This window comes from Saltatorellus ferox (genome assembly GCA_007751475.1).
GTDB lineage: Bacteria > Planctomycetota > UBA1135 > UBA1135.
The window spans coordinates 4995954-5008709 of sequence record CP036434.1 but is presented as its reverse complement, the minus strand read 5'-3'; the positions used below and the strand labels follow the sequence as shown (position 1 = coordinate 5008709).

5 protein-coding genes are annotated in these 12756 nt (G+C 67.7%); 2 read left to right on the top strand and 3 right to left on the bottom strand.

What is annotated here, in order from left to right:
• Positions 1 to 27 precede the first annotated feature (27 nt).
• Both Poly30_RS17945 and Poly30_RS17940 read left to right on the top strand, forming a co-directional pair.
• Positions 28 to 2769 (top strand): hypothetical protein, encoded by a 2742-nt coding sequence (locus Poly30_RS17945; protein ID WP_145200257.1) that lies wholly within the window; start codon positions 28 to 30, stop codon positions 2767 to 2769.
• A gap of 170 nt (positions 2770 to 2939) precedes the next feature.
• Positions 2940 to 6593 (top strand): MFS transporter, encoded by a 3654-nt coding sequence (locus tag Poly30_RS17940; RefSeq protein ID WP_419190334.1) that lies wholly within the window; start codon positions 2940 to 2942, stop codon positions 6591 to 6593.
• A gap of 66 nt (positions 6594 to 6659) precedes the next feature.
• On the opposite strand, the gene Poly30_RS17935 is transcribed toward Poly30_RS17940, so the two are convergent.
• The 3 genes from Poly30_RS17935 to Poly30_RS17925 form a co-directional block, all read right to left on the bottom strand.
• Positions 6660 to 7694, bottom strand: coding sequence for a hypothetical protein (locus tag Poly30_RS17935; protein WP_145200251.1), 1035 nt, complete (start codon positions 7692 to 7694; stop codon positions 6660 to 6662).
• Positions 7695 to 7914: 220 nt separating this feature from the next.
• Positions 7915 to 9375 (bottom strand): DUF1501 domain-containing protein, encoded by a 1461-nt coding sequence (locus tag Poly30_RS17930; RefSeq protein WP_145200248.1) that lies wholly within the window; start codon positions 9373 to 9375, stop codon positions 7915 to 7917.
• 7 nt (positions 9376 to 9382) lie between these two features.
• Positions 9383 to 12733 carry a PSD1 and planctomycete cytochrome C domain-containing protein gene (locus tag Poly30_RS17925; RefSeq protein ID WP_419190333.1) on the bottom strand — a complete coding sequence of 1117 codons (3351 nt, stop codon included), beginning with the start codon at positions 12731 to 12733 and terminating at the stop codon, positions 9383 to 9385.
• Positions 12734 to 12756 lie beyond the last annotated feature (23 nt).

Here is a 12756-nt window from a genome sequence, read left to right as displayed (position 1 = left end):
AGGGCGCGCATTCGGTATCCTCACCGGATGCGCGCCCTTTGCCAAAGCCTGCTCCTTCTCGCCTCCCTCGTTCTCTCCGTCGCCCCCGCAGCGGCCTTTCCCGACTGGCTGGAGCCGATGGGAGGCCAGGGACACGGATCCTCCGCTCCGGACCTTCGGGCTCCTCTGACCGCGCCGGTCGAGGTCTGGGGCGTCGAGTTCGATCAGCTCCTCGGGCAGCCCGTGGTTTCTGCCGGGGTTGTCTACGTCGTCGCGAAGTCGGGGAAGGGCGCGAAGCTCTTTGCGCTCGATCTTCAGACGGGCGAAGAGATCGATTCCGAGTCCCTGGCCGGGGAAGAGTTCGGTCACGTCTCGGTGCTTGGCTCGGCGGTGGTCGCCGTCACGGACGAGGCCCATTACTACTTCGAACATCGCGGCAAGTCGTTCAAACGCGGCAAGGTCGTCAGAGGGGCGTTCCGGTCTCCGGCCAGCCTGCTTCCCGGGCTCTCGGCCGTCACGACGCCCGAGGGGCTGCAGGTTCTGGAACTTCGGAACGGTAAGGTCCTCTTCGAGCATCCCTCTGATGAGTGCAAGCCGCTCGTGGTCCAGACCGGCGAGGGGGAGCACTCGATCTATACGGTGTACACCGAGGCGCTCGCTCGAAACTCGGGCGCTCAGACGAGCCGCGTGATCGTCAGTGGGGCCGGGACCAGCAGTCCTACAGTCTCTGATCCCCAGACGCGCCTGGGCGGCGCGGTGGTGACGGGCGCGGGCGAGCAGCAGGCACGGCTGGTTCAGCTGGAGCCCGGCCCTGGATGGGGGCCGCTTCTCGTCGCGTCGAACTCCCTCGTGATGACCCGCGGCAAGGACACCCGTCCCTTCTTTTTCGCGGGCCCGGGTAGCTCCAACCAGCTGCCTGCGCTGGAGAGCGATCCGGTGCGCGTCGGAGTGGATCTGTACGGTCGCACCGGGAACGGCATCGTTCTGCGCTCCGGGATGGACGGCGGCGGAGAAGGCCTGATGGAAGCCAAGGACCGCCCCGAGGGAGGCGTGGATGGTCCCATCACGAGCGCCGGCGAGGTGCTTCTGATGGGGAACTGGGCCCTGGATCTTCCGACCCGGCGCATTCTCTGGGTGGCGCGCGATATGGAGTTCACCGGGCCCCTGATCCCCGTCGCGGACGGAACCGTGCTCTACCAGAGCGGCGCCGGGCGCCTCGTCTGCGCCCATGACGTGAACGCGTCCGAGGTCGAGGCCGAGGTGGCTCCGCCGGAGCTGCCCGAGAGCCTCGAGGTCGAGGACGGCTACGCCTATCGCATTGTGGTCCAGGCGCGCGCCGCGCTGGATCGTGCGTTCGCCGAGGATCTCATCGGCGCGTTCGAAACGTACTCCAAGCGCCGTCTGCTCGCCGATGCCCGGCGCGTTCTGGCCGAGGCCGAAACCCGGGGGCTGCCGCACTCGGAGGTCGCTGCGCTGGAGAGCAAGCTCGCCGGCAAGAGCGAGAACTCGGCCGGGAACCGCGACCGCCAGCTCGCGGCGGCCCAGGAGGACGAGGCGAAGGTCAGAACCGATGCGGCCGAGCGCACGATCGAATTCGCGAAGCGCTGCGCCGAGGCGAGCCTCGGGCTCGAAGCTGCCGCGCTGCTCGCGACGGTCGAGGGCTACTTTCCGTCGGGCGAGTCGGTTCCCGAGAAGATCCGAATGAGCGTCCAGACGGTGGCCGCTGCGTCGATGCCAGCGAACTTCCCGTTCCGCTCCGAGGGGAATCCCGAGGCGCGGTGGGTCCGATGGGCCCGGGAGCTGGCGCCCGCGGGCGCCTGGTTCGTCGAGCCTGCGTCGATTCTGGATGCGAAGCGCGGCGCGCCGATCGACGGTCAGCCGCGGCCCCAGGCACCCCCTGATTCCATGTGGCGACAGGACACGATCGGCCTTCGGACGAAGAACCTCTCGCTGCTCTCGCGCACCATGGATCCGGCGATCGTGGGCGCTTGCCTGCGCAACGGTGAGGCCACCGTCCGCACGCTCGAAACGCTGCTCGCCAACCCTCCGCAGCCGGACGACGAGCCACTCCAGGTCCGTATCCATGCATCGAGGCCGGACTACCTGAACGAGGACCTCGGCGAGGGAGAGGCGGCGCCCGAGTGGTCGCTCGGCTTCTACATGCCCTGGACTCGTGTCAGTCGGTTCTTCGTGCCCGACAGCTCGACCTCGCTGAACCAGGGACGGAGCCTCCACGAGGTCGTCTCCCACGAGCTGACGCACCAGTACATCGCCGAACGCTGGCGCGAGGTCGCGGGCGGTCGCCGAACGGCGAACACCCCCGGCTACTGGATCGTCGAGGGATTCGCGCGCTTCATCGAGGACCAGTCGCTGGAGATCGCGCGCCGCGGCGACGCCCTCGATGATCCGACCGTTCAATCCGTCGAATCGGCGGCAGCCATCCACTCCTCTGGCGGCGGCATTCCCCTGGAACTCCTTCTGCGCCTCGATCAGCTCCAGTTCCAGCGCCTCGCCGATGATCCGCTGGGGACGGTGCAGCTCAAGTCGACGCTCGTGCACCTGACGCATACGGCCAAATCGGCGTTCTACGATCAGGCCGCTGCGGTGGTTTTCTTTCTGGCGAACCGCTCGGGTCCGGAGGGGCGCGAGCGGCTGCTCGCGACGATCCGCAGCCACTACAAGGGCGAGACAGGTCTCACGCCCTGGCGCGAGATGGGATTCAAAACGAGAGCTTCCCTGGAGAAAGCGCTCGCGGCATTCCTGGACAATCCGGGTTTGGCGCCCCGGTGAGAGGGGGGAAGCAGCGTTCCATGGGCCGTGGGGGCACATTTTAGCGTTCGTCCGCACCTTGATTCACGCGGCTATGCAACCCACTCACGGGGAGTCCCCGAAGCATGGGGGCTGGATGGCGAATGATTCCGGCAGCGCATTCTTCGCGTAGCATCCACCGAGACCCACGCATGCTTCACCTCTTGGCCAAGAGGAGCTTCGGCTCCCTCATCCTCTCCCAGGCCCTGGGAGCGTTCAACGACAACGCCTTCAAGCAGCTCGTGCTGCTGCTGGCGGTCTCCGCTTCCACGGCCGAGGCGATCCCGTGGCTGGCCGAAAGCCAGCTGGCCGTCGGCGCGGGGCAATTCTGGCCCGCGACGCTGTTTGCGCTGCCCTTCGTGCTCTTCTGCTCCCTCACGGGGGCCATGGCCGACAAGTACTCCAAGTCGACGATCATCAAGGTCGCCAACGTCATGGAGATCGTCGTCATGGGCGGAGCGCTCGCGGCGCTCGCCATGGAGAGCTACGTCTTCTTGCTCGCGGTGGTCTTCCTGATGGGGGCCCAGAGCGCCCTCTTCGGGCCCTCGAAGTACGGGATCGTCAAGGAGATCGTCGACGAACGCGACATGTCGCGGGCGAACGCGCTGATCCAGACCACGACGACGCTCGCCATCCTCGGCGGACTCGTCCTGGCGGGTCTCCTGGCGGAGAACTTCGGAGCGGCGCTGTGGATCCCGGGGGCGGTCTACGTGGGACTCGCCACCGTCGGCATGCTCGCATCGCTTCCGATCGAGCACCAGCCCGCGCGCCACCCCGGGCGCAAGCTCCAGTGGTTCTTCCCCGCCGCGATGCTCCAGAACTGGAGGATCGTCCGGCAGGATCGCCACCTCGCCGTCTCGGTCTTCGGCAGCTCCTTCTACTACTTCATCGCGTCGCTGCTGCTCCTGATCGTCAACGAGTACGCGATCAAGACGCTCGGGCTCGACAAGGCGCAGACCTCTTTCCTGCTGCTCCCGGTCGTGCTCGGCATCGCCGCCGGCGCGCTGCTCGGCGGCAAGCTCTCGGGCGATCGCGTCGAAGGCGGACTCGCGCCGCTCGGGCTCCTCGGGATGGCGGCCGCGACCTTTGCGACCCAGATCGCGCCCCACAACACGGCCTGGATCGCCACCTGCCTCGGGGTCCTCGGCCTCAGCTCCGGCATCTTCACGCTGCCGATTCGCACCCTCGTCCAGGTGCTTCCGAAGAACGAGACGCGCGGCTCCGTCCTCGGCTTCAGCCAGGTACTGGACTTCATCGGCATCCTGCTCGCCGCGCCCTTCATGGACCTGCTCGTGCGGCTCGATGTTTCCGGCGGCGCGCTGTTCGTGGTGACTGGGGCCCTGCTCGTCGGCGCCTTCCTCCTGTCCCTCAAGTTCGCGGCCCACTTCACCGTGCGATTCATCATCTGGCTTCTCGCGCACACCGTGTATCGCATGCGCGTGCGAGGGGAGGAGAACCTCCCGGAGACGGGCGGCGCGCTGATCGTTTGCAATCACGTCTCGTTCGTCGACGCCGTGCTGGTCGCGGCCATCGCCAAGCGGCCCGTGCGCTTCATGATGTTCCGCTCCTTCTTCAGCGTGCCGCTGCTCGGCTGGTTCGCGCGCAAGATGGAGGCCATCCCCGTTTCCAGCGGTGACACGCGGGAGGAGAAGGAGGCCGCGCTGGGTGAGGCAGCCCGCCGCGCCGCCGAGGGCGAACTCGTTTGCATCTTCGCCGAAGGGTCGATCACGCGCAGCGGGCACATGATGCCGTTCGCTCCGGGGATGGAGCGGATCGCCAGCGAGGCGAAGGTGCCGATCGTGCCGGTGGCGCTGGACCGCCTCTGGGGCAGCATCTTCAGCTACAAGGGGGGCCGCGCGTTCCTGAAGATGCCGAGCCAGCTGCCCTACAAGGTGGACATCTCCATCGGCGAGCCCATGGCGCCGGAGACGACGGCGTTCCAGGCGCGCCAGCGGATCCAGGAGCAGATCGCGGCGCTTCGCACGGAGCGTCAGGGACGTCGCGGCTCGCTCGCCTGGCGCTTCCTTAAGGAATCGCGGTCCTACGCGTCGGAGAAGGCCATCGTGGATAGCACGGGCACGGAGCTGAACTTCCGCAAGCTGCTCATCGGCGCCCTCTGCATGCGCGACATTCTCTTGCCGCATATCGGCGATAAGCAGAACGTCGCGGTGCTGCTGCCCCCGGGCGCGGGCGGAGCGCTCGCGAACCTGGCGCTCGCCCTGGCGGGTCGAACCTCCGTGAACCTGAACTACACGATGGCCAACGCCGATCTCGCCGCCATGTGCGAGGCCGCCGACGTGGACGTCGTCATCACGGCGCGCAAGTTCCTGAAGGCGCTCGACCGCCCGTCGCCGCTGGGCGAAGAGCGGACGATCCTGCTGGAGAGCATCCGCGGCGACATCTCAGGTGGGATGAAGCTCAAGTACCTCGCCCAGTCGTTCCTGCCGGGCACGTGGCTCGCCCATCTGCAGGCGCCGAAGTCGAAGTCGGGGCTGCCGGAGTCCGAGGAGGTCGCGACGATCATCTTCTCCAGCGGCAGCACCGGCACGCCCAAGGGCGTGATGCTCACGCACTCGAACATCCTTTCGAACGTGCAGTCGGTGCTCCAGGTCATCTCGCTCGGACCGGGCGACGCCGTACTCGGGATCCTGCCGTTCTTCCACAGCTTCGGCTACACGGTCACGCTCTGGGCGACCCTGCTTTCGGGTTCGCGCGCCGTGTACCACGCCAACCCGCTGGAGGCGAAGAGGATCGGCGAGATGTGCGGCGAGCACAGGGTCACGATCACGATCGCGACGCCGACGTTCTATCAGTCCTATCTGCGCCGCTGCGAGCCCGAGCAGTTCGCCCACATCCGCGTCGCGCTCTCCGGGGCGCAGAAGCTCTCCCAGGGCCTCAGCGACGCGTGGCAGGCGAAGTTCGGCTCGAGGCTGATGGAGGGCTACGGCTGCACCGAACTCAGCCCCGTCGTCTCCGCGAACCTTCCGAGCCCGGACGGAGCACCGCGCCGCGCGCGCAGCAACAAGGCCGGGTCCATCGGCCGCCCGCTTCCGGGCGTGGCCGTGCGCATCGTGAATCAGGACCGGTACCCGGCGGAGGTCATCGAGCGCGGCGCCGGCGAAGAGGGCCTGATCGTGGTGAAGGGCCCGAGCGTCATGGTCGGCTATCTCGGGATGCCCGAGAAGTCGGCGGAGGTCCTGAACGACGGCTGGTACACGACGGGCGATATCGGCTATCTGGACGCAGATGGCTTCCTGTTCATCACCGACCGCATCTCGCGCTTCAGCAAGATCGGTGGGGAGATGGTGCCCCACGGCCGCGTGGAAGAGACGCTCCTCGATCTGGCGTATGAACTCGTTCGAACCCATACCGGAGCCCTGCCCGGAGTCGAGCCGGACGGCGAGTTGGAGACGCTCGTCCCCGAGATTGCCGTGACGGCCGTGTGCGACGAGAAGAAGGGTGAGCAGCTCGTGGTCCTCTATGCGGGCCTCGCCTTCGACCATCGCGAGCTCCAGTCGCGACTCGCCGAGTCGGATCTACCGAACCTGTTCCAGCCCAAGCCGAACGCCTGGTACGAGGTGGGGGAGGTCCCCAAGCTCGGCACGGGTAAAGTGGATCTGCGCGGACTCAAGGTGCTCGCCGAGGCCGTGGCGAGCGCGCCGAAGGAGGAGCAGCGCAGGCCGTTCACGCTGGCCGCAGTGGAGGCCGCAGTGGAGGCCGCCAGGGCCGCTGCGGCCAAGGCCGCCGCGGCGATCCATCCTGGCCGCGGCTCGGGCCATGACCGGACCGACGTGGCGGAGCGATAGAAAGAAAGGCGGCCGCCCGATCACCCGGGCGGCCGCCTTTCCACGACACGCGTCATTCGACGAGGATCAGTTCTTCGTCAGCTCGCCCTTCAGGTTCATCGAGCCGCTCATCAGCACGTCGGCGCTGCCCGTCATGCCTTCCATGTCCATGTTCGCGGTGATGCTGACCTCGAAGTCGCCCTCGAGATCGAGGCTCGTCATCTGGCCAAGGCCCATGTCGAACCGGCCGATGCCGGTGAACTCAGCGGTGGCCTCGACGACCGACTCGATGCCAGGCGGCACCTGGTCCATCTCGCCCGGGGGCGCGATGGACTGGATCAGCGCCATGAGATCGTCGATGGTCATGTCCGCGGAGAGCGTGTACTCGATGATGGCCACGCCGTCTTCGACGCCCGTCACCTTGCCGATCGCTTCGATGGTCGTCGCATCGATGAACGCGTTCATCATGGCCTCGGCGGCGCGCTGCTCGTCCGCGCCCATCTCCGAGGTGTCCATTCCCTCCATTCCGTCGCGGATGAGGTCTTCCCAGTTCGGAGCGAGTTCGAACTCCTCTCCTTCTTCCACGGGCTCCTTCGGAAGCAGCATCTCGTAGTGGTTCTCGTGGGAGATCCCCTCGAGCATGGCGTCGTCGAGGGGCTCGACGTCTGCGGTGACGTCCGTACGTGTCTCCTCCCCGTCCTCGTCGATCGTGATCTCGATGGTGCGCCCCACGAGTTCAGGTTCCATCTGCTCGTCGACGGTGTCGCCTTCGCCCATGGCCTCGAATTCGCCGGTGACGCCGACATCCATCGTGTCGACGGTGACGCGGATCTTCGCGATCTTGCCGTCACGTACCTCGAGGATCTCCTCGGACATCACCACGTCGCCCGTCACGGCCATCTCGGCCAGGAAGGCACCACCGTCGAGCGCCGGGGCTCCGTTGGCCATGACGGAGAGCTCGTCGAGAGCGCCCTCCATGTTGAACCCGTTGGTGGTGGTGAAGGACTGGCCCACCTCGAAGCGCGGGGTCAGGTCCAGCTTTTCCGAGGCCGGACGGAAAGCAACGCCGAGCGGAAGGGCGGCGAGGAGCAGGAAGGAGAGTGTGGGTCGGGTCGCTTTCATCGGTAAGAAAAATGGGGGGCGAGGATCGGATGGGCCCGTCAGGTTCGGTCCGGCTGATCGGGTCGGGCAACTTCTAGTGGAAGCCGAAGGGCTATTCGCGCGTTTGGCCTCCGATCTTTCGATGGGAAGCCCAGATTTTCGCGAATCCGGCTTCAAGGGTGACCTGGACCCGCTTTTTTGCCAATGAAATCGCCCAAAGCGCCAGGGGTCGACGTTTCGACTATGCAATCGCGGGGTGGATCACCCGGCCGTGGACGTCCGTCAGGCGCATCTCGCGTCCATCGAATCGGTAGGTCAACTTCGTGTGATCGAGGCCCAGGAGATGGAGCATCGTCGCGTGGAGGTCGTGGATCTCCAGCGGATCTTCGATGGCGAAGTAGCCGAACTCATCGGTCGATCCGTGGGCCATCCCACCCTTCACGCCGCCGCCCGCCATCCAGACGGAGAACCCGTGGGGGTTGTGGTCTCGGCCGCGCGAGTCCGGCTGGCCCTCCGGGGCTTCGTTGCGGCCCTGCGCCATCGGCGTCCGCCCGAACTCCCCTGCGAAGACGACGAGCGTGGTCTCGAGGAGCCCGCGGCTCTCCAGGTCGGCGAGTAGCCCGGCGATGGGCTCGTCCACGGCCCGCGCGTTGTCGGTGTGTCCCTTGATCAGGTCCTTGTGCTGGTCCCACCGGTCGTACCCGACGTCGACCATCGGGACCTGAACGAACCGCACGCCCTTCTCGATCAGGCGCCGCGCGAGCAGGCACTGACGCCCGAACGAGCGCGTCGCCTCGAATTCGGAATCGAGGCCGTAGAGGGTCCTGGTGGCGTCGCTCTCGCCGGAGAGCTTCCCGAGTTCCGGTACGGCTGCCTGCATCTTGAAGCCGAGCTCGTAGTTGTCGAGTGCCGCCTCGATGGCCGGATCCAATCCCTGGTCGGAGGACGGTTCGAGCGTCTCCAGGAGGCGGCGACGCAGGGCCTCGCGCTCCGTTCCCGTGTGCCGTCCCCGGGCGTGAGCGACGGGGCTTCCCTGGCCCCGGAAGATCGATCCCTGGAACGAAGGGCTGAGGAATCCTGAGCCGTAGCACTCGATGCCGCCGGGAGGCATCAGTCCGCCGTCGACGATCACGTAGCCCGGAAGATCATCCGCCATCGATCCCAGTCCGTAGCTGCACCAGGCGCCCATTGACGGTCTTCCCGCGGGGTTGTGCCCCGTGTGAAGGAAGTAGTTCGCCGCCGTGTGCTCGGGGAACTTCGAGGTCATCGAGCGGATGACGCAGAGCTTGTCCGCCTGCTCCCGAAGCTTCGGGAAGAGATCCGAGATCGGAAGGCCGCTGTTCCCACCCGGTCGGAACTTCCAGGGAGACGGCATCACCGTGCCGATGTCATTGAACTGCGTCGCGGGTGCGTCGATCGGAAGCGGTCGGTCCACCCAGCGCTCGAGTTCGGGCTTGGGATCGAACGTGTCCATCTGGCCGGGGCCGCCGTCCATGTAGAGGAAGATGACGTTCGTGGCGCGCGCCTTGAAGTGGGGCGGCTTCGGCGTGAGAGGATGTTCGGTTCGGGTGGCTGCGCGCGAGCTTGCGCCCGCGAGTTCAGGCCAGAGTACCGCGGCGGCCACCGCGCCGAAGCCGCCCGCGGAGCGGATCAGAAACTCGCGCCTCGAAGCAGGCCGACGTGGGTTCTTGTTCGGCTCCATGGGGTGCCTACCGGAGGAAGAGGAAGTCCTTGACGTTGAAGAGAACGTGGGCGAGGTCGACCCACGCTTCTCGCGCGTCACTCGACGCGTCGAGATAGGCCAAGGCGCTCTCGCGCTCGCCCCCGTCGGGCCTGCGTCCTAGCACACGGATCCAGAGCGTCTCCAATCGCGGCGTCTCTTCCGGCGGCTCCGCCGCCGCATCCCCCTGGTCCTTGACGAAGCCTTCGCCGAGGTACCTGGCGCGGTCCTCCACGAAAGGGTCATTGAGTAGCGCGAGCGCCTGGGCCGGAACGTTCGAGCTGCTGCGCCTTCCGCGGCACGTGGCGGGCGTGGGCCAGTCGAAGGCCGTGAGGAACGGATTCGGGAAGTTGCGGCGGATCTCGAGGTAGATCGAGCGCCGTCTCGCGCCATCGAGTGGACCGGATTCCCTCGGGCGGCCGCGGCCCGACATGAAGTCCGAGAGATGAACGGGAATCGATGGGCCGAAGCGCGCGGGATCGAGCTCTTCGCTCGCGGCGAGCATTCCGTCGCGGATCTCCTCGGCCTCGAGCCGCCGGACGTGCATTCTCGAAAGGAGCACGTTCTCGGGGTCCCTCTCGCGGCACGTCTCGGATGGGTCCGTGCTTCGCGCGTACGCCTCCGAGAGGGCGAGCCGGCGCAGGATCCGTCGCGTCGACCAGCCATCGCGTTCGAAGTCCAGGGCGAGTTGATCGAGGATCTCCGGGTGGGAAGGCTTGCTGCCCATCGCGCCGAAATCGTCCGGCGTCGAGACGAGTCCGACGGTGAACAGGGCCTGCCAGAGCCGATTGACCCATACGCGCTGCAGCGTCTTCGAGGGGCTTTCGAGCAGCGCCCGCGCGAACTCCAGACGTCCGCTGCCCTCGCCGTCCACGCTGAGAGGTTCCTCGGACGTGCGCAGCGCGGAGGGAGCGCGGCGTGGTGCGGCCGCTCCGGGGGCTCGCCAGTCGCCTCGCTGCAGCACCCGTTCATCGCGGCCATCGAGGTCGATGGCGGCGGGAGCGAGGCCCGAGACCAGCGCGCGCCGATCGCGCAGGTCGGCGATCCGGACAGCCTCGCCCCCGAGCGCGTCCGCGATGCGGTCGCGGACCAGCGGATGGTGTCGGACCAGATCGTCGGCGAGGTTCAGCAGCATGGCTCGCTCGCCGTCGCTGAGCGAGCGCCCCGGGACGCCGCCGCTGCGCACGAGCCGAGACGCGTCGCGGACGGCGTTCTCCAGCCAGTCAGCCCGTGCCTCAGGAGTGCTCCAGTCCAGGTCGCCGGACGCCGCCGCGTCGCTCCACCAGTCCTGCTCTGCGGCCAGCACGGGCAACGGACCCTCCGGCGCGAGGTCGACCAGACGCACGATCTCGAAGGCTTCATCGCCCTGGGCCGTCCACTCCAGATGCGCCCGCTGACCGGCCGCCGTCGGCACGTTCTGCTCGATCCAGGCCCAGCCATCCCCGGTGTCGATGCTCGCGATCACCCCCGCATGCAGGGGGCCCGCGACCATCCTGTACCCGTCCACGACCATCAGCACGCGTGCCTGGCCGCGCACCAGATAGGCGACGCGCCCGTGCTCGCTCTCGAAGGTCGGCGAGAGGATCGTGCGCCCGGCCTGCTGCCAGTCCATGCTGCCGCCGCTGGAACCCATCGCGTCCGATCGCAGCTGCAGGCCGTTCCAAAGGGGGTGGGCAACGGCGCTGCCCTCGCGAACGATCGAGCGGACCACCGCGACCGCTCCCGCGGTGGCGCCCGCTCCTGCGCGATCGTCGTCCTCGAGGTCCAGAACGATGGCGCCCGGGGCCAGCGGGCCCGGCCCGAAACCCGGGCCGTTCGTGATCCAGCGGTGCTCCTCGAGCTGGCCGAAGTCGACGAGCGTGCGGACGAAGGGGGGGCTTGCCCCCTGGCCCTCCGAATCCGGCTCAAGCGTCGGTGGGTCGAGGAACCATGTGACCGGGGAGCCCGCAGCGCCTTCCGTGTCGCGGCGCAGCAGCTCGCTCCACGTCAGCTCGCGCCTGTCCAGGGCCCCATTTTCGACCGCACCCGCCTGTCGAACGAGCAGCGTGGCGAGCCCCTCTGCCTCCGCTTCCAGTGCGCTCGCGACGGCGGCCGTCGACCGTGGCTGGATCTCCTCCAGGAAGGCGTGGAGCTCGCTCGCCAGGGCGCGATTCTGCCGATCCGTTTCGAAGCGCATCTGGCGTGCGCCCGTCGAGAGGGCAAAGCCCGCGAACGCGTGGTAGTCCTCGGCGCTGATCGGGTCGAACTTGTGGTCGTGGCATCGAGCGCACGCGACGCCCATGGCGAGCACCGACTTCGAGAGCACCTCGACCTGGTGTGCGATCCGGCCGCATTGGTCTGCGCGTAGCTCGACCGGCGAGTGCACCGCTTCCCCGAGGAACCAGGCGCCGGTGCCGAGGATGGATTCATCGAACGCTCCGGTCGGATCCAGACGCGGCTCCGTGACGAGGTCCCCCGCCAGGAGCTCGGTGATGAATCGATCGTAGGGGACGTCGGCCTCGAAGGCTCGAATCACGTAGTCGCGGTACTGGAACGCGTTCGGGATGGAGTAGTCGAACTCGTGTGCGCGGCTCTCGGCGTACCGGACGAGGTCGAGCCAGCGGCGCGCCCAGCGTTCCGCGTGGGCGGGCGAAGCCAGGAGTCGGTCGACCACCGCGGCACGGGACGCGCGGTCGCCGTCGGTGGCCATGTAGGCGCGCCATTCCTCGGGCGTGGGGGGAAGGCCCGAAAGGTCGAACGTGACGCGGCGCAGCCAGCTCTCCTTCGACGCCGGCGGGGACGGTTCGATGCCGGCGGCTTCGAGTCGAGCCTCCAGCGCCACGTCGATCCAGTCGCGCTGTGCTCCGTTGCCTTCGGAGTCGGCGCGTTCGAGAATGGCTGCGGGCAGCTCGGCGGGTGGAACGAGGTTCCACGGAACGAGGTCGCTGGCTTCCACCTGGTGGTCGTCGGGGAAGACGGCGCCCATCTCGACCCAGCGCTCGAGCGCGGCGATGGCGTCGTCCGGAAGCTTGCCCGACGGCGGCATGGCGAAGAGCGGGTCGTCGTGGCGGATGGCCTCGATCAGCGGACTGGCGTCGACGTCGCCGGCGAGAACGATCGGCACGCCCATGGCTCCGCGGCGGATCCCTATCGCCGTGTCGAGACTCAGCCCGCCCTTGGGCGTCTCGCCGCCGTGGCACTTCACGCAGTGCTCCACGAAGACGGGGCGGACGTGGTTCTCGAAGTGCTCGAGCGCGTCCTGCCCCAGCGGGTCCTGGCCCAGCGAGTCCGCCACGACGGCCGAAGCGACGAACACGGTGAGGAGCAGGCTCCAGGGGCGTGACGGGGACGATCGGCTCACTTCCGCCAGGATAGAGGTTCCTC